The organism is Streptomyces sp. NBC_00029, from assembly GCF_045160505.1.
Taxonomy (GTDB): Bacteria; Actinomycetota; Actinomycetes; order Streptomycetales; family Streptomycetaceae; genus Streptomyces.
The window spans coordinates 6,332,752-6,356,342 of the sequence record NZ_CP108292.1 but is presented as its reverse complement, the minus strand read 5'-3'; the positions used below and the strand labels follow the sequence as shown (position 1 = coordinate 6,356,342).

Sequence of the window (23,591 nt, the reverse complement as noted above, 5' to 3'; positions counted from 1 at the left end):
GGCAAGGGGTCGAAGGCTCGGCGGGTCCGGCGGGGCAGCGCCCCCGCCGGGGTCCTGCGGCGGTCGGCGCTCCGCTCCGGCGGGCACGCCGCAAGGCGTGCGTCAGGCGCCGATGAGCTTGGCGAACTTCTCCTCGTACGCCGTCTCTTCCTCGCTGCTGAGGGAGCGGAAGGCGTGGGACTTGGCGGTCATCGCCTTGTCCGGAACGATCAGGGTGTTCTCCGCGAGTTCGGGATCGATCTTCGCGAGCTCGTCCTTGACGCCCTCGACGGGGCAGACGTAGCTGATGTACGCGGCCAGTTGCGCGGCGGCCGGAAGCTCGTAGTAGTAGTCGATGAGCTTCTCCGCGTTGGCCTTGTGCCGGGCGTTGGCGGGGACCAGCAGGTTGTCGCTGGAGGTGATGTATCCGGCGGCGGGGATGGCGAACTTGATGTCCGGGTTCCCGGCCTGGAGCTGGATGATGTCGCCGGCCCAGGCGAGACAGGCGGCAAGGTCGCCCTTGTCGAGGTCGGAGGTGTAGTCGTTGCCGGTGAAGCGGCGGATCTGCTTCTTGTCCACGCCCTTCTGGAGCCGGCCGACGGCCTCGTCGAAGTCGGCGTTCGTGAAGGAGGCGGGGTCCTTGCCCTGGTCGAGCAGGGTCATGCCGACGCTGTCGCGCATCTCCGTCAGGAAACCGACGCGGCCCTTGAGGGTGGGGTCGTCGAGCAGCTGGGTGACGGAGTCGACCTTCTTGCCGTCGGTCGCCTTCTCGTTGTAGGCGATGACGGTGGAGATGCCGGTCCACGGGTAGCTGTACGCGCGGCCCGGGTCCCAGTCGGGGCTGCGGAACTGCGGCGACAGGTTGGCGAAGGCGTGCGGCAGGTGCGTGGGGTCCAGCTTCTGGGCCCAGCCCAGGCGGATCATGCGGGCGGCGAGCCAGTCGGTGACCACGATCAGGTCGCGGCCGGTGTCCTGGCCGGCCGCGAGCTGGGGGCGGATCTTGCCGAAGAACTCGACGTTGTCGTTGATGTCCTCGGTGTACTTGACCTTGATGCCGGTCCGCTTGGTGAACTCCTCCAGTGTGGGACGGGACTTCTCGTCCTCGCTGGTGTCCATGTACTCGGTCCAGTTGGAGAAGTTGATCTCCTTCTCCCGGTCCGAGTGGTCGTCGGAGGCCGCTGCCGCGTCGCCCGCGCGTTTGGCGGGCGGGATCCCGCACCCGGCGAGGGTGGACAGCCCTGCGAGGGTGAGCGCTCCGACTCCGGAGGCGCGCAGCAGTGAGCGGCGGGTGAGGGCGCCGCGCCCGCCGGTGAAGCTGCGCCGCATCGCGGCGAGTTGCGCCGCCGAGAGGCGGTCGGGCTCGAACTGCTCCATGCGCTGTGCCCTTTCGGGAGGTATACCGCTGGTCAGGCGGTGGGCCCACGCGGCGATAGCCGCAGATGGTTACGGACGGTCCCCGAAGATCGTGCGGTGCCAGTCCTTCTCGGCCACCGCGGTGTTGTCGTACATCACGTGCTTGACCTGCGTGTACTCCTCGAAGGAGTAGGCAGACATGTCCTTTCCGAAGCCGCTGGCCTTGTATCCCCCGTGGGGCATCTCGCTGATGATCGGGATGTGGTCGTTGACCCAGACGCAGCCCGCCTTGATCTCGCGGGTGGCGCGGCCCGCCCGGTAGACGTCACGGCTCCAGGCGGAGGCCGCGAGTCCGTACGGTGTGTCGTTGGCCAGCGCGATCCCCTCGTCGTCGGTGTCGAAGGGCAGGACGACCAGGACCGGACCGAAGATCTCGGACTGGACCACCTCGCTGTCCTGGGCGGCGCCGGCAATGAGGGTGGGCCGGTAGTAGGCGCCCTCGGCCAGGTCCCCCGCCGGGCTCTCGCCGCCCGTGACGACGGTGGCGTAGGCCCGGGCGCGCTCGACGAAGGCGGCGACCCGGTCCCGCTGGGCGTGCGAGACCAGCGGGCCCAGGTCGGTGGTGGGCGCGAAGGGGTCGCCGAGGCGGACGCTCTCCATCAGCTCGGCCACCCGGGCGACGAAGGCGTCGTGCAGGGGGCGCTGGACGTAGGCACGGGTCGCGGCCGTGCAGTCCTGGCCGGTGTTGATGAGGGAGGCGGCGACGGCGCCGTGGGCGGCGGCCTCCAGGTCGGCGTCGTCGAAGACGAGGAAGGGGGCCTTGCCGCCGAGCTCCAGGTGGAGCCGCTTGACGGTGGCGGTGGCGATCTCGGCGACGCGCTTGCCGACGGCGGTGGAGCCGGTGAAGGAGGTCATCACCACGTCGGGGTGGCCCACCAGGTGCTCTCCGGCCTCGCGGCCGGCGCCGGTGACGATGTTGATCACGCCGTCGGGCAGGCCCGCGTCCTTGGCCGCCTGCGCGAACATCAGGGAGGTCAGCGGGGTGAGCTCGGCGGGCTTGAGGACGACGGTGTTGCCGGCTGCGATCGCCGGGAGGATCTTCCAGGCGGCCATCTGGAGCGGATAGTTCCAGGGCGCGATCGAGCCGACGACCCCGATGGCCTCGCGGCGTACGTACGAGGTGTGGTCGCCCGAGTACTCGGCGGCGGCCTGCCCCTGGAGGTGGCGGGCCGCGCCCGCGAAGAAGGCCGTGTTGTCGATGGTCCCCGGCACGTCGAACTCCGTGGACAGCTTGATCGGCTTGCCGCACTGCAGGGACTCGGCGTACGCGAAGTCCTCCGCCTGTTCGGCCAGTACGGCGGCCAGCCGGTGCAGGGCGTCCGAACGCTCGCCGGGAGTGGCGCCGGACCAGCCCGGGAAGGCCCTCCTGGCGGCGGCGACGGCTTCGTCGACGTCCGCGGTGCTCGCGAGCTCGTAGGTGAGGACCTCGTCGCCGGTGGCCGGATCGACCACCGTGTGTGACCGACCGGAGGTGCCGGCCCTCAGCTGCCCGTCGATGTACTGCGCGCCGTCTGCGAAGCGGTCTTTGACCTGGAAGCGGTTGCCCATCACGCTCTCACGCTCTCCGTAGCTACAGTTCGAGCTACAGCTCGAATTGAGTGCCGATCCTGACAGAGGTGGTGCCCTCGGCCAAGTGATTCCGTTGTTGCCTTTTGATTACGCGACGGAATCGGTCGACCATGTGTCGAGGCACGCCGGAAATCCCGTACGAAGTGTCAGTGGCGGGTGCCAGACTCGCGTGCATGGAGATGATCGACAATCTGATCAAGCAGGTCAGCCGTGGTGAGCGGGTGAAGTACCTGCCGTTCTGGGGGCACCGGCCGCAGCCGGACGGCAGGCTCGGCCCGAGCTGCCTGAGCCAGTGGTGGCCCTCTGCCTTCACTGTCGGTGACGTCCGTTATGCGACCGCGGAACACTGGATGATGGCCGGCAAGGCCCGGCTGTTCGGGGACGCCGAGGCGGAGCGCGCCGCGGTGGCCGCGAAGAGCCCGGCGGCCGCGAAGAAGGTCGGCCGGCTCGTGCGCGGCTTCGACGACGCGATATGGGAGCGGGAGCGCTTCGCCCTGGTGGTCGAGGGCAGCGTGCACAAGTTCGGCTCCGACCCGGCGCTGCGCGCGTACCTGCTGGGCACGGGGAGCCGGGTGCTGGTGGAGGCGAGCCCGATGGACCGGATCTGGGGCATCGGACTGGCCGCCGACGACGACCGCGCCCTGAACCCGGTGCGCTGGCGCGGGCTGAACCTGCTGGGCTTCGCCCTGATGGAGGCCCGCGAGCGGCTGCGCGAGGACGCCGCGTGACAGAGCGGCGCCGGGTCGCCGCGGTCGTCGTCCGGAGTGCGGCTGCCCCGGACGGCGGTCGGACTCGTCCGGGATCCCCTCTCGCGCGGTACGGACGGCGCCTCGGTGATGGTGCCCGCGCTGCTGAGTAATTGCGTGGTGGATCCCGGGCCCGCCGCCTAACGTGTTCCTCGTCCAGGTGCGAAGGCGAGACCTACTTCGACTCATAATCGGGCGGCCGCGGGTTCGAGTCCCGTCACCGGCTTCGGGCCGGTGTAGCTCAGCTGGTAGAGCACCTTGTGGTTTCGCCGGCCTTGTTCTCTGGACACTTGACGTCACGCACCTCCCGGTGCGCGGGCTGCGGCTCCTTCCCTTTCAGAGAATCCAGGCCGCCGCCACCTTGACCTCGGGAGGCACGCGTGCGGGATGCCCGGTGCGCAGGCAACGGTTACTTCTTCGGATCAGCTGGTTGCGGGTTCAAGTCCCGCCCGGCCACGGCCGGTAGCTCAATGGATCAGAGCAGCTGACACAAGTCCGTCGCCGACTTCCGATCTCGGGCATCCCGCACGTCACGCCTCCCCCGTTCGCTTTGAATTCGGGGGGATTCACATGGCTCGTTTCAACCTGCGCGCGTCCAGGCCGGCGCCCGTCGCGCCCACCTCGCCCGTCCGCTCGGCCGGGCGCGCCCGCACCGCTCAGGGCGGCCCCGGCCACCTGCGCGACCCGCGCTCCGAGCTCTTCCTGCTCGCCGTCGCCAACTTCGTGACGCAGCAGAGCGCGTACGAGAGCGGCGAGGCGCGCGACGACCGCTTCGCGGCGCTCGTACGCACCCTCGCCGTCGAGGATCCCGTGTGGACGGCCGGTCTGCTGGGCTGGCTCCGCGGCGACGCGAACATGCGGACCGCCTCGCTCGTCGGCGCCGCCGAGTACGTGAAGGCACGGCTCGACGCGGGCGCCACCGACGGGCCTTCGAACCGCGGGGTCGTGGACTCGGTGCTGCGGCGCGCGGACGAGCCCGGTGAGCTGCTGGCCTACTGGACGGCGACGTACGGGCGGAACGTGCCCAAGCCCGTCAAGCGCGGCATCGCCGACGCCGTGCGCCGCCTCTACTCCGGCACCTCGCTGCTGAAGTACGACACCGACTCCAAGGCCTACCGCTTCGGCGACGTCCTCAACCTCGTGCACGCCTCCCCCGACCCGGCCAAGCCGTGGCAGGGCGAGTTGTTCCGCCACGCCCTCGACCGCAGGCACAACCCGGACAGCGCGGAGGTCCCCGCGGGCAACCGGACCCTCGCCGCGCACCGGGCGCTGATGGAGCTGCCGGTGGAGCAGCGGCGCGCCGTGGTCACCGCACCGGACTCCGCCGAGCGGCTCGCGGAGGCGGGCATGACCTGGGAGGCGCTGGCCGGCTGGCTGCAGGGGCCGATGGACGCGGCCGCCTGGGAGGCGGTCATCCCGTCCATGGGCGCGATGGCTCTGCTGCGCAACCTGCGCAACTTCGACCAGGCCGGGGTATCGGACGCGGTCGCCGCCCGGGTCGCGGCGAAGATCTCCGCCCCGGAGGCCGTCGCCCGGTCCCGGCAGTTCCCCTTCCGCTACCTGGCGGCCTATCAGCACACGCCCTCGCTGCGCTGGGCGTATCCCCTGGAGCAGGCGCTCGGCCACTCACTGGCCAACGTACCGGCGCTGCCCGGGCGGACACTGGTCCTCGTCGACCGGTCCGGGTCGATGTGGACTCCGCTGTCGGACCGTTCCAAGCTCAACCGTGCGGACGCCGCGGCCGTCTTCGGCGCGGCTCTGGCACTGCGGGCCGAGCAGGCCGACCTGGTGCAGTTCGGCACGACCAGCGAGGCCGTCCGGTGCCGCCGGGGCGAGTCCGTGCTGAAGGTGCTGGAGCGGTTCGGGCATCTCGGCGGGACCTACACGGCCGAGGCCGTGAAGAAGCACTACCGGGGCCACGACCGGGTGCTGATCGTCACCGACGAGCAGGCCGCCTACGGTCACGGCGGCGACCCGACGGCCGAGGTGCCGTCCACGGTCCCGGTCTACACCTGGAACCTGGCCGGCTACCGGGTGGGGCACGCGCCCTCGGGCACCGCGAACCGGCACACCTTCGGCGGGCTCACGGACGGAGCCTTCCGGATGGTGTCCCTGATCGAGGCGGGCCTGGACGCCGACTGGCCGTGGGCCTCCTGAGGCGGCCCCGTCAGACCTTCTCGCGCACCTGCGAGTTGTCGTACGGGCTGTCGTAGCGCGAGTCCTCGCCCGGCCCCTCGTCCATGAGGCCGGCGAACATGACCACGAGGAGCAGGGCGCCCAGCACGATGCCGATCGAGCCCAGGATGATGCCGGCGAGCGCCATCCCGCCGTTGTCGGCCTCGCCGCGGCTCGCCTTGCCGCGGCCCAGGGTGCCGAAGACGACCGCGGCTATGCCGAGGGCGATGGCGAAGAAGCTGGTGAAGCAGCCGACGACCGAAAGGATCCCGAGGACGAGTGCGGTGGTGCCCTGGCCGTTGCTGCGCCGGGCCCCGTAGGGCGGGTAGGCGCCCTGGCCGGGGTATGCCTGGTACCCGGGATAGCCGGGAGGACCGGGGTATCCCGCGTCGCCGGGGTATCCGTAGCCGGGCTGGGCCGGATACCCGTACACCGCCGACGCGGGCTGCCCGGTCGTCGGCGTCGTCGGTATCGGGGCCGTCGTCGGCATCGGATTCTGCGTCGGTATCGGGTTCTGGGGCGGTGCGGACGGCGGGATCCGGTCGCCCGGCATTCCGGCGAGCGTCGGCTGGTCGTGCACGGACGGCGGGCCCGACACGCCCGGTGTGCCCTGCGGACCCTGCGCCTTGCCCAGCTCGACCGCCGGCCGCTCCGGCGGCGCCCACGGATCGCGCGGCTCGGGACTGCTGTCGTTCATACGGAGCCCCCCTCTCGTACAGCCATGCTAAGCGCTGCCACCGACAGTCACGGGCGTGCCTACGATGAATCCCCAACCGCACGCACCCGCGTCCTCCCGGAGGCACTCCCCATGACCGACCTGCACCCCTTCATCGCGGGGCTGCCCAAGGCCGAACTGCACGTCCACCACGTCGGCTCGGCATCCCCTCGCATCGTGGCCGAGCTCGCCTCGCGGCACCCCGACTCGAAGGTCCCCACCGACCCCGAGGCCATTGCCGACTACTTCACCTTCACCGACTTCGCCCACTTCATCGAGGTCTACCTGTCGGTGGTCGACCTGGTCCGCACTCCGGACGACGTCCGCACCCTGACCTTCGAAGTCGCCCGCGACATGGCCCGGCAGAACATCCGCTACGCCGAGCTGACCATCACCCCGTACTCCTCCACCCGCCGCGGCATCGACGAGAAGGCCTTCATGGAGGCCATCGAGGACGCCCGCAGGGCCGCCGAGGCCGAACTCGGCGTCATCCTGCGCTGGTGCTTCGACATCCCCGGCGAGGCCGGCCTGGAGGCCGCCGCCGAGACCGCCCGGCTCGCCGTCGACCACCGCCCCGAGGGCCTGGTCTCCTTCGGTCTCGGCGGCCCCGAGATCGGCGTGCCGCGCCCGCAGTTCAAGCCGTACTTCGACGCGGCCCGCGCCGCCGGCCTGCACAGCGTCCCGCACGCCGGCGAGACCACCGGCCCGGAGACGATCTGGGACGCCATCCGCGAGCTGGGGGCCGAGCGCATCGGCCACGGCACCAGCGCCACCCAGGACCCGGAGCTGCTCGCGTACCTCGCCGAGCACCGGATCGCGCTGGAGGTCTGCCCGACCTCCAACATCGCCACCCGTGCGGTGACCGACCTCGACCAGCACCCGGTCAAGGAGATGGTCGCGGCGGGCGTGCTCGTCACCATCAACAGCGACGACCCGCCGATGTTCGGCTCCGACCTCAACAACGAGTACGCGGTGGCCGCACGCCTCCTCGATCTCGACGAGCGCGGGCTCGCGCAGCTCGCCAAGAACGCCGTCGAGGCCTCCTTCCTGGACCCGGCCGGCAAGGCGAAGCTGACCGCCGAGATCGACACGTACACGGCCGAATGGCTCGCGCGCTGACGTCTGCCGGCAACGCGCCCCCGACAATGGGGACATGAGCACTCTGACTGCCGTCGGCCACCGCGGCGATCCCTACCGTGTCCGTGAGAACACCCTGGCTTCGATCCGCTCCGCGTTCGCGCGCGGGGCGGACGCCGTCGAGATCGACGTACGGCTCACCCGTGACGGAGTGCCGGTCCTGCTCCACGACGAAACGCTCCTGCGGCTGTGGGGCCACGACGTACGCCTCGGCGACGTGACGGCCCCGCAGCTGAAGGAGCTCACGCAGGGCGGGGTTCCCACGCTGCACGACGCCCTGCTGGCCGCCGGGCCGGGCCGGCTGATGCTCGATCTCCCTGGCGCCACCTTCGAATCGGTGCGCACGGTCGTGGACCAGGTCCGCGAATGCGGGGCGCGCGAGCGGACGTTCTACTGCGCGGGCCCGAACACGATGCTGGCGGTCCGCGCCGCCGACCCGGCCGCGGAGATCGCGCTGACCTGGACCACGCTGTCGCCGCCGCGGCGGGTGCTGATCGACGCCGTGGCGCCGCGCTGGCTCAACTACCGCTTCGGGCTGGTGAGCCGGGAGCTGGTGGACGCGCTCCACCGGGACGGCCTGCTGGTGTCGGCGTGGACCGCGGACACCAGGCGGACGATGAAGGGCCTCCTCACGGCGGGGGTCGATTCGATCACCACGAACCGGCTGGACGCACTGGCGGCCGTGCGGGCCGGCCTCGGACGGTGATACGGGCCTTCCGGGAAGGAATGCGCGGCGCGGATCCGCGGTGGCAGGACCTGGGCCTGACCCTGCTGGTGCAGCTGGCCGTCACGATGCCGTTCGTCGTGCCCCGGGCCCCGGAGCTCCCGGCCGCGACCTGGTCCTCGTACGCCATGACCACGGCCGCCGTGCTGCCGCTGGTCTGGCGGCGCCGGGCGCCGGTCACCGTGCTCGCCGCGATCGTGACCCTCGGAGGGGTTTACAAGGTTGCCTTCGACGGTCCCGGCCAGCCGCTGCCGTACGCGGGCCTCATCGCCTTCTACACCGTGGCCCTGCAGTGCACCCCTCGGGTGCGCGCGGCCGTGGGACTGGCCACGGTGGTGGCGCTCGCGCTGTCGGTGGGCTGGGAGACGGGGACGGCGCGGGAGCTGCTGTTCACCCTCTTCGTCTCGGCGGCGGCCTACGCCCTGGGGCGGCTCCAGCACACGCGGCAGGCCTACACCGAGGCCCTCCTGGCCCGCGCAGCCGAGCTGGAGCGGGCCAACCGGATCGAGGCCGAGCAGGCGGCCGCGCGCGAACGGGCCAGGATCGCGCGGGAGATGCACGACATCCTCTCGCACGCCGTCAGCATCATGATCGTGCAGGCGGAGGCCGGTCCGGTGGCCGTGCGCAGGGCCCCGGAGCGCGCCGAGGCGGCCTTCGAGGCGATCGCGGAGACGGGCCGGGACGCGATGGGGCAGCTGCGCGCGATGCTGGGCGTCCTGCGCACCGACGAAACGGCGCCCAGGAGCCCGCAGCCGGGGATCGCCGGGCTGCCGGAGCTGGTGGACCGGGTCCGGGCCGGCGGTCTTCGGGTGTCGTACGAGCGGACCGGCACGGTGCGCGAACTGCCGGCCGCGGTGGGTACGACGGTGCACCGGGTGGTGCAGGAGGCGCTGACCAATGTGGTCAGGCACGCGGGGGCTTCGACGGTCCGGGTGATGCTCGCGTACGGACCGGAATCGCTCACGGTGGAGGTGACGGACGACGGGCGGGGTCCCGGCGGCGGGGTGCCCGGCGGGGCTCCGGGCGGGCACGGCCTGATCGGGATCCGCGAGCGGGCGGCGGCGCACGGCGGGACGGCGTGGACCGGTCCGGGCCCGGAGGGACGGGGGTACGCGGTGCGGGTGGTCCTTGTAACCTCGCCGCTGGAGGTGGGGAATTGACGATCCGTGTGGTGGTGGCCGACGACCAGGAGCTGGTGCGCAGCGGGTTCGCGATGATCCTGGACGCCCGGGAGGACATCGAGGTCGTTGCGGAGGCCGGGGACGGCGCGGCGGCGGTCGACGCCGTGGCCCGGCTCGCGCCGGACGTGGCGCTGCTGGACATCCGGATGCCGGTGCTGGACGGGATCGAGGCGTGCCGGAAGATCTCCGCCGGGAGCGCGTGCCGAACGGTGATGCTGACGACCTTCGACTCGGACGAGTACGTGTACGAGGCGCTGCACGCGGGGGCGAGCGGGTTCCTGCTGAAGGACGTGCGGCGGGACGATCTGGTGCACGCGGTACGGGTGGTGGCGGCGGGCGATTCCCTGCTGGCACCCTCGGTGGCACGGCGGCTGATCGAGGAGTACACGGCGGTGACGGGCGCGGCGCGGGCCGTCCTCCCGGCGGACCGGCTGGCGGGGCTGACGGCGCGGGAGCGGGAGACCCTGCTGCATCTGGGGCGGGGGCTGTCGAACGCGGAGATCGCGGCGGCGCTGGTGGTGAGCGAGCACACGGTGAAGTCGCATGTGGGGAACGTGCTGGCGAAGCTGGGGCTGCGGGACCGGATCCAGGCGGTGATCTGCGCGTACGAGACGGGCCTCATCACGGCGGGTACTCCCTCCGGGGAGTGAGAGGACGGCGTGTCGCATCCCTCGCGCCGGTGAGTTGTCGTACCGGTGAAGACCCCTCTCGCTGGTGATCCGCAACTACCCCTGCGAGCAGGAGCATTGAGTCATCGGGCCACGGTGGCCCGGTGAACTCACGGGGGATTTCGCCATGAACACTCGTACGCGCATGCTGATCGCCACCGCCCTGGTCCTGGGTATCGCTTCGGGACCGGTCGTCGCCCACGCTGCTCCGGCTCCCGGCCCGGTGGGCGCCGCCACGCGGGTCGTCTCGGCCCCGCCGAACACGGCGGCTCTGGAGCGGGCGATCGCCGGCCTCGGCGCGGAGCACAGGGACGCGACGGCCGCGCTGGTCCGGGTGGGCGGTACGAGCGGTGGCTGGCACGGCAGTTCCGGTGTCGCGGACGTCGTCACCGAGCGGGAAGCCGTCGAGCAGGGGCGGTTCCGGGCCGGATCGGTGACCAAGGCCTTCACCTCCGCCGTGGTGCTCCAGCTGGCGGCCGAGGGCCGGGTGGACCTGGACCGGCCGGTCCGGCGGTACCTGCCCGGGACGGTTCCCGACGCCTACGGCACGGTCACGGTCCGGCAGTTGCTCAACTACACCAGCGGCATACCGGCCGCGGACGGTCCGGGGGACTCGTTCGAGGCGCAGTGGGAGCACCGCTTCGATGTGACCGACCCGCACGATCAGCTGGCCGACGCCTTCGCGAAGAAGCCCGAGTTCGCCCCGGGCTCGGCCCAGCACTACCTGAACATCAACTACACGGTGCTGGGGGTGCTCATCGAGAAGGTGACGGGCATTCCGTACGAGGAGGCGGTCGCCCGCCGGATCCTCCGGCCGCTGGGTCTGCGTCAGACCTCCTTCCCCGAGCGGACCCAGACGAGGATCCACGGACCGCACAACCGGGGCTACCAGGCGATACCGAAGGCGGACGGGTCGCGCGAGCTGCGCGATGTGACCGAGTGGAACTCCTCGGACCGGTGGGCGGCGGGAGACATCATCTCCACCACGGCTGATCTGGAGCGGTTCACCGTGGCCCTGTTCAGCGGCCGGATCGTGCCGAGGGCACAGCTGGAGGAGATGTTCACGGTGCCCGCGGTGAAGAACTTCGTCAACGGGAAGGATGCGACGCTGACGGCAGGCCTGGCCAGGCTCGTGCTGCCGGACGGCACGGTGGCGTGGGGCAAGACGGGTGGCCGGCATGGCTACAACACCGCGATAGGCGCGACGCGCGACCTCTCCCGCACGCTGGTCTACTCGGTCAACTCGACCAACGCGAAGGGAGAGGACACGAACCCGGTGGCGCTCGGCATCGTGATGGCCGCCTTCGCCAAGTAGCCAGTGCGGTCACAGCACTAGGCGGGCATCGCCTCAAGGCGCTTGATCATGCGGTGGAGCACCAGCAGGGGTATCACTCCGAAGACGCCGAACGACATGTCTATGACGCTCCACCAGAAGGGGATCCCGCGGATCGGGCCGCATATCAGGGCCAGGGGTATCACTCCGGCGCATGCGATCATCCCGGCTTCGATGATCCAGATGTTGCGGACCGGGTCGCGGTGGACCCCGTAGAAGAAGACGGCGATGACGAGGTGGGCGAAGGCGAGCCAGTCCGTGCCGTAGAGCAGGAAGGGGTACTCCGCGTCGGCCTGGTTCAGCCCGTCGCCCACGCGTCGCAACCACTCGTTGTCGATCAGGGCATTGGCCCAGCGGAGCTCGCTGACGAGTGGGAAGGCCGTGAGGCCGCTGAGCACCAGGCACATCAGGAACAGGGTCAACCAGGCACGGATCCGCCGCTGAAGGGCGCTTCTCTCGCTCATGGAAGGAAGCCTACGCCTATTTCTGAACACGTTCAGCCAGATTGCTGAACGTGTTCAGTTCGCCTCCGACTGCTGGTCAGAGCCCGACGATCGCGTTCCAGCGCTTGGCGAGGGAGCGGCGTTCGGCCGAGGAGATGTCCCGCGCCACGACCAGCCTCTTGCGCATGTCCTCGTCCGGGAAGATCAGCGGGTTCTCGGCCAGTTCGGCGGTCTCCCGGTCGTCGGAGGCGGCCAGGACCTCGCGGGCGGCTGGGACGGGGCAGACGTAGTTGACGGAGGCCGCGAGCGAGGCGGCGACCTCCGGGGCGTAGTAGTGGTCGATGAGGGCCTCGGCGTTGGCCTTGTGCCGGGCCAGGTTGGGGACGAGCAGGCTCTCCGCCCAGAGTTCGGCCCCTTCCTCCGGGACGACGAACTCGATGTCCGGGTTGTCGGCCTGGAGCTGGATGGCGTCACCGGAGTAGGCCTGACAGGCCAGGACATCCCCCTTGCTCAGATCGGAGGTGTAGTCGTTGCCGGTGAAGCGGCGGATGTGCTTCTTCTTCACCATGTTCTCGACCTGGTCGCACATCCGGTGGAAGTCGGACTCGGTCCAGCGGGTGACATCCACACCGTTGCCCTGCATCAGCAGGGCGAAGGACTCGTCGAGGCCGGAGAAAAGGGTGACCTTGCCCGCCAGGTCCGGCTGCCACAGGTCCTTCACCGACTTGATCTCCCGGCCCAGGGCCTTGCGGTTGTAGGCGATCCCGGTGATCCCCGACTGCCAGGGGACGGTGTGCAGCCGGCCCGCGTCGAAGGCGGGGGAACGCAGCTGCGGGTCGAGGTGGCGGGTCACGTTGGGCTGCGCCGACCGGTCCAGCTTCTGGGCCCAGCCCAGGTGGACGAAGCGGGCGGCCATCCAGTCGCTGACCACGATCAGGTCGTGGCCGGTCTCCTGGCGGTTCATCAGGGCCGGGCTGACCTTGCCGAAGAACTCGTCGTTGTCGTTGATCTCCTCGGTGTACCGGACCTCGATGCCGGTCTGCTCCGAGAAGGCCTCCAGCGTCGGGCGGCGCTCCTCGTCCTCCTCGTCGGTGTCGATGTAGAGCGGCCAGTTGGAGAAGACGACGCTGCGGTCGCGCTCGGAACGGTCCGGACCCCCGCGCCCCTCCTCGGGAACGTAGGCGGCGGGCACGCCGCAGCCGGCGAGGGCGGCCGTCAGGCCCGCGGCACCGAGGCCGTACAGCGCAGAACGGCGGGAGAAGGCGAGTTCAGGCATGGGCTCAGCCTCGGCGAACGCGAGGGGGCGGGCAATAGACATGTTGTCTACTGCCCGCCCCGTCAACGCTGTGCTGTGATCGATGCGGCCGATCAGCCGTCGAGGGAGGTCATCACGTGCTTGATGCGCGTGTAGTCCTCGAAGCCGTAGGCGGAGAGGTCCTTGCCGTAGCCGGACTTCTTGAAGCCGCCGTGCGGCATCTCGGCGACGAGCGGGATGTGGGTGTTGATCCACACGCAGCCGAAGTCGAGGTTCTTGGACATCCGCATCGCGCGGCCGTGGTCCTTGGTCCACACCGAGGAGGCGAGGGCGAACTCGACGCCGTTCGCGTACTCCAGGGCCTGACCCTCGCTCGCGAAGGACTGGACGGTGATGACGGGGCCGAAGACCTCGTTCTGGATGATCTCGTCGTCCTGCTTGAGGCCGGAGACCACGGTCGGGGCGTAGAAGTAGCCCTTCTCGCCGACCTGGTGGCCGCCCGCCTCGACCTTGGCGTGGGCGGGGAGGCGCTCGATGAAGCCCGCGACCTGCTTGAGCTGGTTCGGGTTGTTCAGCGGGCCGTACAGCACGTCCTCGTCGTCCGGCTGACCGGTCTTGGTGTCCGCGGCCGCCTTGGCGAGCGCGGACACGAACTCGTCGTGGATCGACTCGTGCACGAGCACGCGGGTGGCGGCGGTGCAGTCCTGGCCGGCGTTGAAGTAGCCGGCGACCGCGATGTCCTCGACGGCCTTGGCGATGTCGGCGTCCTCGAAGACCACGACCGGGGCCTTGCCGCCGAGCTCCAGGTGGACGCGCTTGACGTCCTTGGAGGCGCTCTCGGCGACCTGCATGCCCGCGCGCACCGAGCCGGTGATGGAGGCCATCGCCGGGGTGGAGTGCTCGACCATGGCCTTGCCGGTCTCGCGGTCACCGCAGATGACGTTGAAGACGCCCTTGGGCAGCACCGAGTCGATGATCTCCGCCATCAGCACGGTGGAGGCCGGGGTGGTATCCGAGGGCTTGAGCACGACGGTGTTGCCCGCCGCGATGGCCGGGGCGAACTTCCACACGGCCATCATCATCGGGTAGTTCCACGGCGCGACCTGGGCACAGACGCCGACCGGCTCACGGCGGATGATCGAGGTCATCCCCTCCATGTACTCGCCGGCCGAGCGGCCCTCCAGGAGTCGCGCGGCACCCGCGAAGAAGCGGATCTGGTCCACCATCGGCGGCAGCTCCTCGCTGGCCGTGAGGCCCAGCGGCTTGCCGGTGTTCTCCGACTCGGCGGCGACGAGCTCGTCCGCGCGCGCCTCGAAGGCGTCCGCGATCTTCAGCAGTGCCTTCTGGCGCTCCGCGGGGGTGGTGTCGCGCCAGCCCGGGAAGGCGGCCGCGGCGGCGGCCATGGCGGCGTCGACATCGGCCTGGCCCGAGAGCGGGGCGGTGGCGTACGCCTCGCCGGTGGCCGGGTTGACCACCTCGGTGGTCCGCCCGTCAGCGGCGTCCTTGAACTCCCCGCCGATGTAGTTGCGCAGACGACGCAGTTCGGTGGTCACTACAGCCACACTCCTGATCACATGTCCAACGATTGAGACAAAAGCCAAGCCTAGCCTCTTGGCGGAGGCTTTCGACAGACCCGGAGGCCACCAACTACGAAATCAGTGAGATCCAGGTCGTCAAACAACGGATTTCATTGATTCCACCTTGCGGAACAGACGACCCTCGTGCAGAGTGAGGCCGTGGTCAGTCGAAGCGCAGATTCCAGGAACAGACAACCGTCCCCTTCGGTCGATGCTGTGTCCCTGGCGATCATCGAGCAACTGCAGGAGGACGGTCGCCGTCCCTACGCCTCGATCGGCAAGGCCGTGGGCCTTTCCGAAGCGGCGGTGCGCCAGCGGGTGCAGAAGCTGCTCGACCAGGGCGTCATGCAGATCGTCGCCGTCACAGACCCGCTCACCGTGGGCCTGCGACGCCAGGCCATGGTCGGCATCAACGTCGAGGGCGACCTCGACCCGGTGGCCGATGCGCTGACCGCCATGGCCGAGTGCGAGTACGTGGTCATGACCGCAGGTTCGTTCGACCTGATGGTGGAGATCGTCTGCGAGGACGACGACCATCTGCTCGAAACGATCAACAAGAAGATCCGCACGCTCCCCGGCGTGCGATCAACCGAAAGCTTCGTTTACCTGAAGCTGAAGAAGCAGACCTACATGTGGGGAACCCGATAACCGTGAGCCAGGACCTCTCCAAGACCGCGTACGACCACCTGTGGATGCACTTCACCCGCATGTCGTCCTACGAGAACTCCCCCGTCCCCACCATCGTCCGGGGCGAGGGCACCTACATCTGGGACGACAAGGGCAAGCGCTACCTCGACGGTCTCGCCGGCCTGTTCGTGGTCAACGCCGGTCACGGCCGCAAGGAGCTGGCCGAGGTCGCTTACAAGCAGGCTCAGGAACTCGCGTTCTTCCCCATCTGGTCGTACGCGCACCCCAAGGCCGTCGAGCTCGCCGAGCGCCTCGCCCACTACGCCCCCGGTGACCTGAACAAGGTCTTCTTCACCACGGGTGGCGGCGAGGCCGTCGAGACCGCCTGGAAGCTCGCCAAGCAGTACTTCAAGCTCCAGGGCAAGCACACCAAGTACAAGGTCATCTCGCGTGCGGTCGCCTACCACGGCACCCCGCAGGGCGCCCTGTCGATCACCGGCCTGCCGGCCCTGAAGGCCCCCTTCGAGCCGCTGGTACCCGGTGCGCACAAGGTGCCGAACACCAACATCTACCGTGCCCCGATCTACGGCGACGACCCCGAGGCCTACGGCCGCTGGTGCGCCGACCAGATCGAGCAGGAGATCCTCTTCGAGGGCGCCGACACCGTCGCCGCCGTCTTCCTGGAGCCGGTGCAGAACGCCGGCGGCTGCTTCCCGCCGCCGCCCGGGTACTTCCAGCGGGTCCGCGAGATCTGCGACGAGTACGACGTCCTGCTCGTCTCCGACGAGACGATCTGCGCGTTCGGCCGCCTCGGCACGATGTTCGCCTGCGACAAGTTCGACTACGTGCCGGACATGATCACCTGCGCCAAGGGCATGACCTCGGGCTACTCCCCGATCGGCGCCTGCATCATCTCCGACCGCCTCGCGGAGCCCTTCTACAAGGGCGACAACACCTTCCTGCACGGCTACACCTTCGGCGGCCACCCGGTCTCCTCGGCGGTGGCGCTGGCCAACCTCGACATCTTCGACAAGGAAGGCCTCAACCAGCACGTGCTGGACCACGAGGACGCCTTCTTCTCGACCCTGAAGAAGCTGCACGACCTGCCCATCGTCGGCGACGTCCGCGGCAACGGCTTCTTCTACGGCATCGAGCTCGTCAAGGACAAGAGCACCAAGGAGTCCTTCACGGACGAGGAGACGGAGCGCGTGCTCTACGGCTTCCTCTCCAAGGCGCTCTTCGAGAACGGCCTGTACTGCCGGGCCGACGACCGCGGTGACCCGGTCATCCAGCTCGCGCCGCCGCTGATCGCGGACCAGGGCACCTTCGACGAGATCGAAGGCATCCTGCGCTCGGTGCTCACCGAGGCATGGACCAAGCTGTAGCCGGACCGTAGATCGTCCGAGCCGCGACAGTCCAACCACACGGCCCGGATCCTCCGTTCGAGTGAGAACGCGGGGGTCCGGGCCGTGTGCTGTCACCATCCAAGAGGTTCATCTCTTTACATCTCATTGCGGCGCCAGTGACTTCGAGCGGCTCCGCTTCGTTCCCTCGGACGGAGGTGTACGCCATGGTGGCTCCACCGGACAATGCCCCGCCTGACAATGACGTCCTGTGGGCTCGGTCCCTTCACTACTCCCACGACGGGGCCCCCGCCCTCGTCGAGGTCTCCGTCGGAGTCCGCCAGGGCGAGATCCTCGCCCTTACCGGCCCCCGCGGAAGCGGCAAGACCACCCTGCTCCGCTGCCTGTCCGGGCAGCTGCGGCCCCAGCAGGGCGAGGTCTGGTTCAACAGCGTCCCCGTTCACACCATGGGCACGCTCATCCGCGAACGCCTGCGCCGCGACCGGTTCGGCTGGATCGGCCACGAGCCCCAGCTGCTGCCCGAGCTGAAGGTCTGGGAGAACGCGGCGCTGCCGCTGCTGCTCGCCGGGGCCTCCCACCGCAGCGCCCGCAACGCCGCCTGCGAATGGCTGGACCGCCTCGACATCGGCGGCTTCGCCCGCAAGCGCCCCGGGGCCCTCAGCCGCGCCGAGTGCCAGCGGGTCGCCCTGGCCCGTGCCCTGGTCAACGAGCCCGCGGTGATCTTCGCCGACGAGCCCACGGCCCCGCTGCACCGGACCGAGCGGGCCCTGCTGCTCCGTACGCTGACCACCGCGGCCCGCTCCCACGACATCACCGTCCTGCTGGCCACCCACGACGAGGCCACCGCCGCCGTCGCGGACCGCCGGATCGCGCTGCTCGACGGCCGCCTCGCGGGGGCCGCGGCCGCCGCCTCCCCCGTCGCCGACACCACGGAGGACCAGGCCGCGTGCTCGCTCTCCGCCTAGCCCGCGGTTCCCGGCCGCTCGTCCAGCTGCGGCGGCTCCTCGTCGCCGCCGCCTCGGCCGGCACCGGCTTCCTGCTGCTCTACGTACTCGCCGGGGCCGTGGCCCAGCCTGCCGGATCGTTCCCTCGCCTGCTGTGGGCCCTGATCCCGCTGGCCGTCACCGTCCACTTCGCCGTCGTCGTGGCCCGGGCCGACCCCGCGACCCAGCCCCGCGAGGGAATGGACGCCGCGGGACTGGGCCCCGTACGGCTCATGCTCGCCGCCGCCATCTCCACCGCCGTCGCCTGCGCCCTGGGCAGCGCCCTGGCCCTGGCCGTCTTCCTCCACCTGCGCGGGGAGCTGGCCGGGCTGCCGTTCGACGGGGCCGGGGCGAAACTGCTCCACGCCGACCAGCCTGTGCCGGTGGCGGGCGCCCTCACCCTGCTGTGCCTGATCCCGGTGACCGCTTCGGCCGCCACCGCCCTCGCGCTGCGCCCGCACCCGCCGCTGGCCCCGCAGAGCGGACTGCCCTGGGGCATCGCGCTGACCGCCTGCGGCCTGGCGGCCCTGGCCTACGCGGGCCGCAGCGGCTCCGGGATGCTCGTCGGCTGGTCGCTGACCGCGATCGGGCTCGCCCTCGCCGGACCGGGGCTCGCCTACGCCTGCGGGAGCCTGGTCCAGGCCGTGCGCCCCGGCGCACTGCGGCTGCTGGCCGGGCGGATCCTCCAGCAGGAAGCCTCCCGGATCGGCCCCTCGCTCGGGGTGCTGTGCTCGGTGACCGCAGGGGGACTGACCGCCCTCGCCCTGCGCGACCGGGGCGGGCTGCCCGTACCGCTGGGCCCGCTGACCGGGCCGGCCGCCGCCCTGGTGACCCTGTGCGCCGCCGCGACCCTTCTCACATCGGTGGTGGAGGCCCGCCGGAGCCGGGAACCCGGACGCACGGCCCTGCTCGACCTCGGCGCCCCCTCCAACGTCCTTCGCAGCGCCGCGAGTCTGCGGGCCACCGCGCTCCTCGCAGTGTGCGTACCCCTGTGCTGGGGTGTGGCGCAGCTGACGTCACTGGCACTGACCCGCTGAGCCGAGCAGCCCTTAGGGTGGGCCGAATGGTCAACCCAGACATCGAGATCGAGACGCTCGCCGAATTCGACCGGGTCGCGGCACGCGGCTCGCTCAGCGGCTACCGGATCCAGTCGGTCAACCTGCTGGAGCGCACCTTCGCGCTGCTGGCGGCCGACACCTCGACGGCCGTGTTCCTGGGCTGCGCGATGGAGCCCGATGCGGCGGTGAAGGTCCGCGCCGACGGCGCGCTGGTCTTCCCGCCCGTACCGGACCTGCCGTTCAACCCGTACCGGGGCCTGCTCTACACGCCGGAGGAGCTCTTCACCGGGCTGCGCGACGGGTACGAGGTCACCCCGGACGCCGAGGCGTACGCCTGGTTCCAGGAGACGAAGTCCGACGGCGACGTCTTCTCCTCGATGCTCCGCTCCATCCACGACGACGCCGTCTCCGACGCCCTCGACGAGCACCTCGCCGGCGTCCCGGTCGTGGGCGTGATGGGCGGCCACGCCCTGGCCCGCGGCGGTACGGACTACCGCGGTGCGGCGGAGCTCGGCCGGGCGCTGACCCGGTCCGGGCTGACGGTGGCCACCGGCGGCGGCCCCGGCGCGATGGAGGCCGCCAACCTGGGCGCCTACCTGGCCCCGGCCCCGGACGACGCCCTCGCGGAGGCCCTGGAGCTGCTGGCCAAGGCCCCTTCCTTCACGCCGTCGGTGTCCGAGTGGGCGCGCGCGGCCTTCGCCGTGCGCGAGCGCTTCCCCGCCGGCGGGGACTCGGTGGGCATCCCCACCTGGTTCTACGGGCACGAGCCGCCGAACGCCTTCGCCGGGCACATCGCGAAGTACTTCGCGAACGCCACCCGTGAGGACGGGCTGCTGGCCCGCTCCACCGCGGGCGTGGTCTTCCTGCCGGGCGCGGCGGGCACGGTCCAGGAGATATTCGACAGCGGGACGCCGAACTACTACGAGTCCCGGGGCGAGCCGGTGCCGATGATCCTGGTCGGTCGCACCCACTGGACCGAACACCTGCCGGCCTGGCCGCTGCTCCAGGCCCTGGCGCGCGGCCGCGCGATGGAGTCCCGGATCGCTCTCGTCGACTCCGTGGACGAGGTCCCGGACGTTCTCGCGTCAATGAGCTGAGCCCCGGAAGCAACTTCCCGGCCCGTTCTCACGTCTGGTAGAGGTACCGCAAAACCTGCCAGACGTGAACGGAGCCCTTGGTGCTCATAGGCCTGCTGACCGCTGTCGCGGCGTCCATCTGCTACGGCACGGGATCCGTGCTGCAAGCCGTCGGATCGCGCCGCGCCGCACGGATGTCCCCCACCGCCGCCGGGGTGACCGCCCACGGCGGCCCCAATCTGTCGTCCACCGCAAAGGCGGCGATGACCTGGGAATTCATCGTCGGCACGATCCTGGACTTCGTGGGCTTCGGGCTGGGGGCCCTGGCCGCCCGCCTCCTTCCCCTCTTCCTGTCCCAGACGGTGATCAGCGCCAACCTGGTGATCACGGCCGTGCTGAGCGTGAAGATGCTGGGCATCCGGCTGAGCCGCAAGGAATGGACCTCGATCGGTGTGGTCTGCACCGCGCTCGTGCTGCTGGCGACGGCCGCGGGCCACGAGGGCGGCCACCACGCGCCGATGTCGACGCACTGGTGGCTGCTGGGGATCACCCTGGTGCTGATGGTGGGCGGCACGGTGGTCGTGCGCCTGATGGGCGGCGGCGCCGCGATCCTGGCGGGCCTGCTGTCGGGCCTGGGCTTCGGCGCGCTCGGCGTCGGCGTCCGGATCCTGAACGGCGTGGACCCGTTCGACCTGGGCACCTTCCTGACCGACCCGGCCCTCTACGCGATCCTGGTGGCGGGCATCGGCGGCATGTACCTGCACACGGTCGCCCTGCAGATCGGCTCCGTGAACGGCGCCACGGCGGCCCTGGTCGTCGGCGAGACGGTCCTCCCGGGCGCGATCGGCGTCCTGTGGCTGGGCGACGCCTCCCGCCCCGGCCTCGCCTGGCTGGCGGTCCTCGGCTTCGTCCTGGCCGTCGCCGGAGCGGTGGCCGTGGCCTGGTACGGCAAGCACGAGGGGGCCGAGGAGGAGGCCGGGGACCCGGTGCCGCAGCCGGTCGGCTGACCCTCCGGCCGGCCGGGTGCCCTCACCCGGTCGGCCGCCCCCCGGTGGTGGCGCCGCAGCGGCTGTCGCTTGCTGGACCGGGGGAGAGAGTGAGGGTCCATGACGCCCACGACCGATCGGCTCGACACTCCGCGCGCGGCCGGCATGGCCGGGGTCGCCTTCGCCCTGCTGCTCGCGGCGGCGATCGTCCTGATGCGGATCGCCATCCCGTCGGGCGACGCGGCCGACGTGCCCATCGACCCGGACCGGCGCTGGGCCGTCCAGGCGGCGCTGGAGATCGTGCCCTTCGCGGGCATCTTCTTCCTCTGGTTCATGGGCGCCCTGCGCACCCACACGGGTGATGCCGAGGACAGGTTCATCGCCACCGTGTTCCTCGGCAGCGGATTCGTCTTCGTGGCCACCCTGTTCGCCGCTGCCGCGGCGGCCGGCACGGTGCTGGCCGAGGGCACGCCCTCCGACTTCGGCCGCCACTACGCCTACACCCTCCTCGCGACGTACGCGATGCGCATGGCGGCCGTCTTCGTCCTCGCGACCTCGACCATCGGGCGGATGCTCGGCGTCTTCCCGCGGCCGCTGGCCATGCTGGGCACCGTCGTCGGCCTGCTCCTGCTCGTCATCGGTTCCGGCGTCCCCTGGTCCGAGCTGCTGTTCCCGGCCTGGGCGCTGGTCCTCAGCCTGTACATCCTGCGGGTCCGCCGCGGCACCGCCAGGCGCACCCCTCCGGACCGCACCGACCCGCCCTGACCTGGGGATCCTTACTCCGGCAGGCGGCCTGTGGGCGCCGCGTGCATTCTGGTGGGAAGGGGCGGACCGGGGGGTTCCGGGGGCGACGGGGATGAACGGCCGAGGGAAAGGCAGAACCGTCATGAGGCTTGTCGTCGACCTCAACCGCTGCCAGGGATACGCCCAGTGCGCATTCCTCGCTCCCGACGTCTTCGCCATGCACGGCGACGAGTCGCTCCTGTACAACCCGGACGCCGATCCCGAGCAGCGCGAGAACGTCCTGCGTGCCGTGGCCGCCTGTCCGGTCCAGGCCATCCTCCTGGAGATCACGGACGAGGACATGGCGAAGATGGCCGCCCCGGACGCCGTGGCCGGATCCGGATCTCGTTCCGGAGGCGCACGGTGACCGGTGCAGGAACACGCGACGGATCCCTGGAGCACCTCAAGCGCGAGGGCCGCATCGTCGTCGTCGGCGCTTCGCTGGCCGGTCTGCGAGCAGCCGAGACCATGCGCGAGAAGGGCTTCGCCGGTTCGCTCACGATGATCGGCGACGAACCGTACGAGCCGTACGACCGGCCCCCGCTGTCCAAGCAGGTCCTGCTGGGCAACGCGGTCGCCGACCACACGGCGCTCCCCCGCCGCCGGGCGATCGACGCCGACTGGCGCCTGGGTGTCCCGGCCACGGGCCTGGACATGGCCGGCCGCCGGGTCCGGCTCGGCAACGGCGACGAGGTCGAGTACGACCGGCTGCTCATCGCCACCGGAGTGCGCGCCCGGCCCTGGCCCAACGCCGAGGAAGGCGCCCTCCAGGGTGTCTTCGTGCTGCGCACCCGCGACGACGGCGAAGGGCTGCAACGGGCGCTGGCCGCCGGTCCCCGCCGGGTCCTGGTCATCGGCGCCGGGTTCACCGGGTCGGAGATCGCCTCCGCCTGCCGGGAGCGCGGCCTGGACGTCACCGTCGCCGAACGGGGCGCGGCGCCGCTGGTCGGTGCGCTGGGAGGCGTCATCGGCGAGGTGGCGGCCGAGATGCACCGGGAGCACGGCGTCGACCTGCGCACCGGTGTCATGGTGACCTCACTGGAGGGCGACCCCTCCGGGCGGGTCCGCGCCGCCCACCTCTCCGACGGTTCCACCGTGGAGGCGGACGTCGTGGTCGTCTCGCTGGGCGCGCAGCGCAACACCGAGTGGCTCGCCGGTTCCGGGCTGGGCGCGGGCCCGCGGGGCATCGCCTGCGACGCGGGCTGCCGGGCCTTCGACGTGCGGGGCATCGTCACCGATGACATCTACGTGGCGGGTGACGTGGCCCGCTCCCCGCACGCCCTGTTCGGCTACCAGTTCCTGTCGCTGGAGCACTGGGGCAACGCGGTCGCCCAGGCGGACACCGCCGCGCACAACATGCTCAGCGAGAGTGCCGACCGCCGCCCCCACCTGTGGGTTCCGGCGTTCTGGTCCTCGCAGTTCGGTGTGAACATCAAGTCGGTCGGGGTACCTCCGATGGGCACCGAGATCCTCATCACCCAGGGCTCGCTCGCCGAGCGCCGCTTCGCGGCCGTGTACGGCTACCAGGGGCGGACGATCGCCGCCGTCACCTTCGACAACTGCCGGTGGCTGCCGTTCTACGAGCAGCAGATCGAGGGCACCGAGCCGTTCCCGCCGCCGTTCTCGACGGTGGACCGCAGGTCCGACGGGATCAAGCCGCTGCCGGCCGACTTCCCGGACCCCTCGGTCCCCACCCACGGGCCGACCATCACGCTGAGCGGCTATTCGCCGGCCGACCGGAAGATGACCTTCACCCCCGGAAGATGACCTTCGCCCCCGCGCACCACCGGCCGCGCGGC

At 70.9% G+C, this 23,591-nt stretch carries 22 protein-coding genes; 16 read left to right on the top strand and 6 right to left on the bottom strand.

The features are described from left to right. Positions 1–102: 102 nt before the first annotated feature. A complete protein-coding gene (locus tag OG753_RS29850; RefSeq protein WP_405790819.1) occupies positions 103–1,353 on the bottom strand; it encodes a spermidine/putrescine ABC transporter substrate-binding protein in 1,251 nt (416 codons plus the stop codon). Between the two features lie 69 nt (positions 1,354–1,422). Continuing rightward, positions 1,423–2,940 carry a gamma-aminobutyraldehyde dehydrogenase gene (locus OG753_RS29845; protein WP_405792855.1) on the bottom strand — a complete coding sequence of 506 codons (1,518 nt, stop codon included), beginning with the start codon at positions 2,938–2,940 and terminating at the stop codon, positions 1,423–1,425. Between the two features lie 194 nt (positions 2,941–3,134). On the opposite strand from OG753_RS29845, the gene OG753_RS29840 reads away from it, so the two are divergent. Both OG753_RS29840 and OG753_RS29835 read left to right on the top strand, forming a co-directional pair. Next, a complete protein-coding gene (locus OG753_RS29840; protein WP_327264698.1) occupies positions 3,135–3,689 on the top strand; it encodes an NADAR family protein in 555 nt (184 codons plus the stop codon). Positions 3,690–4,277: 588 nt separating this feature from the next. Next, the gene (locus tag OG753_RS29835) at positions 4,278–5,864 is read left to right on the top strand and encodes a TROVE domain-containing protein (protein ID WP_405790817.1); all 1,587 of its coding nucleotides are present in this window, start codon (positions 4,278–4,280) and stop codon (positions 5,862–5,864) included. 10 nt (positions 5,865–5,874) lie between these two features. Here the strand turns inward: OG753_RS29835 and OG753_RS29830 are convergent, their stop codons facing one another. Then, the gene (locus tag OG753_RS29830) at positions 5,875–6,579 is read right to left on the bottom strand and encodes a DUF4190 domain-containing protein (RefSeq protein ID WP_405790815.1); all 705 of its coding nucleotides are present in this window, start codon (positions 6,577–6,579) and stop codon (positions 5,875–5,877) included. A 111-nt stretch (positions 6,580–6,690) separates the two neighbouring features. Between OG753_RS29830 and OG753_RS29825 the strand changes: the two genes are divergently transcribed. From OG753_RS29825 to OG753_RS29805, 5 genes are all read left to right on the top strand, one after another. Continuing rightward, complete coding sequence (locus tag OG753_RS29825) at positions 6,691–7,716, top strand: adenosine deaminase (RefSeq protein ID WP_327264695.1); 1,026 nt, start codon at positions 6,691–6,693, stop codon at positions 7,714–7,716. Positions 7,717–7,750: 34 nt separating this feature from the next. After that, on the top strand, positions 7,751–8,440 hold the full coding sequence (locus OG753_RS29820) for a glycerophosphodiester phosphodiesterase (RefSeq protein WP_327264694.1): 690 nt from the start codon (positions 7,751–7,753) through the stop codon (positions 8,438–8,440). Positions 8,441–8,460: 20 nt separating this feature from the next. Then, positions 8,461–9,618 (top strand): sensor histidine kinase, encoded by a 1,158-nt coding sequence (locus tag OG753_RS29815; RefSeq protein WP_405790814.1) that lies wholly within the window; start codon positions 8,461–8,463, stop codon positions 9,616–9,618. After that, positions 9,615–10,289: a response regulator gene (locus OG753_RS29810; RefSeq protein WP_405790813.1), complete on the top strand. Its 675-nt coding sequence runs from the start codon at positions 9,615–9,617 to the stop codon at positions 10,287–10,289. The genes OG753_RS29815 and OG753_RS29810 overlap by 4 nt, the downstream gene beginning before the upstream one ends. A gap of 145 nt (positions 10,290–10,434) precedes the next feature. Then, positions 10,435–11,622 (top strand): serine hydrolase domain-containing protein, encoded by a 1,188-nt coding sequence (locus OG753_RS29805; protein ID WP_405790812.1) that lies wholly within the window; start codon positions 10,435–10,437, stop codon positions 11,620–11,622. A 17-nt stretch (positions 11,623–11,639) separates the two neighbouring features. On the opposite strand, the gene OG753_RS29800 is transcribed toward OG753_RS29805, so the two are convergent. From OG753_RS29800 to OG753_RS29790, 3 genes are all read right to left on the bottom strand, one after another. Then, positions 11,640–12,104: a hypothetical protein gene (locus OG753_RS29800; RefSeq protein WP_327264689.1), complete on the bottom strand. Its 465-nt coding sequence runs from the start codon at positions 12,102–12,104 to the stop codon at positions 11,640–11,642. A 76-nt stretch (positions 12,105–12,180) separates the two neighbouring features. After that, positions 12,181–13,359 (bottom strand): spermidine/putrescine ABC transporter substrate-binding protein, encoded by a 1,179-nt coding sequence (locus OG753_RS29795; protein WP_327264687.1) that lies wholly within the window; start codon positions 13,357–13,359, stop codon positions 12,181–12,183. Positions 13,360–13,451: 92 nt separating this feature from the next. Beyond that, entirely contained in the window at positions 13,452–14,891 is a 1,440-nt protein-coding gene (locus OG753_RS29790) for a gamma-aminobutyraldehyde dehydrogenase (RefSeq protein WP_405790809.1), read from the bottom strand. 168 nt (positions 14,892–15,059) lie between these two features. Here OG753_RS29790 and OG753_RS29785 point away from each other — a divergent pair, with 168 nt between their 5' ends. The 9 genes from OG753_RS29785 to OG753_RS29745 all read left to right on the top strand — a co-directional run bounded on the left by OG753_RS29785 (position 15,060) and on the right by OG753_RS29745 (position 23,559). Continuing rightward, entirely contained in the window at positions 15,060–15,563 is a 504-nt protein-coding gene (locus tag OG753_RS29785; RefSeq protein WP_327264685.1) for an Lrp/AsnC family transcriptional regulator, read from the top strand. Beyond that, positions 15,548–16,927 (top strand): aspartate aminotransferase family protein, encoded by a 1,380-nt coding sequence (locus OG753_RS29780; RefSeq protein ID WP_327264684.1) that lies wholly within the window; start codon positions 15,548–15,550, stop codon positions 16,925–16,927. The genes OG753_RS29785 and OG753_RS29780 overlap by 16 nt, the downstream gene beginning before the upstream one ends. A 185-nt stretch (positions 16,928–17,112) precedes the next feature. After that, complete coding sequence (locus OG753_RS29775) at positions 17,113–17,871, top strand: ATP-binding cassette domain-containing protein (RefSeq protein WP_327264683.1); 759 nt, start codon at positions 17,113–17,115, stop codon at positions 17,869–17,871. After that, a complete protein-coding gene (locus OG753_RS29770) occupies positions 17,853–18,926 on the top strand; it encodes a hypothetical protein (RefSeq protein ID WP_327264682.1) in 1,074 nt (357 codons plus the stop codon). The genes OG753_RS29775 and OG753_RS29770 overlap by 19 nt, the downstream gene beginning before the upstream one ends. Before the next feature lie 26 nt (positions 18,927–18,952). Then, the gene (locus tag OG753_RS29765) at positions 18,953–20,044 is read left to right on the top strand and encodes an LOG family protein (protein WP_327264681.1); all 1,092 of its coding nucleotides are present in this window, start codon (positions 18,953–18,955) and stop codon (positions 20,042–20,044) included. Positions 20,045–20,124: 80 nt separating this feature from the next. Continuing rightward, positions 20,125–21,030, top strand: a complete 906-nt coding sequence (locus OG753_RS29760; protein ID WP_401273454.1) for a hypothetical protein — start codon at positions 20,125–20,127, stop codon at positions 21,028–21,030. A gap of 99 nt (positions 21,031–21,129) precedes the next feature. Beyond that, positions 21,130–21,774, top strand: a complete 645-nt coding sequence (locus OG753_RS29755) for a hypothetical protein (protein ID WP_327264679.1) — start codon at positions 21,130–21,132, stop codon at positions 21,772–21,774. 121 nt (positions 21,775–21,895) lie between these two features. Next, the gene (locus OG753_RS29750) at positions 21,896–22,159 is read left to right on the top strand and encodes a ferredoxin (RefSeq protein ID WP_405790806.1); all 264 of its coding nucleotides are present in this window, start codon (positions 21,896–21,898) and stop codon (positions 22,157–22,159) included. Then, positions 22,156–23,559, top strand: coding sequence for an NAD(P)/FAD-dependent oxidoreductase (locus OG753_RS29745; protein ID WP_405790804.1), 1,404 nt, complete (start codon positions 22,156–22,158; stop codon positions 23,557–23,559). Before OG753_RS29750 ends, OG753_RS29745 begins: the two co-directional genes overlap by 4 nt. The last annotated feature ends 32 nt before the right edge of the window (positions 23,560–23,591 follow it).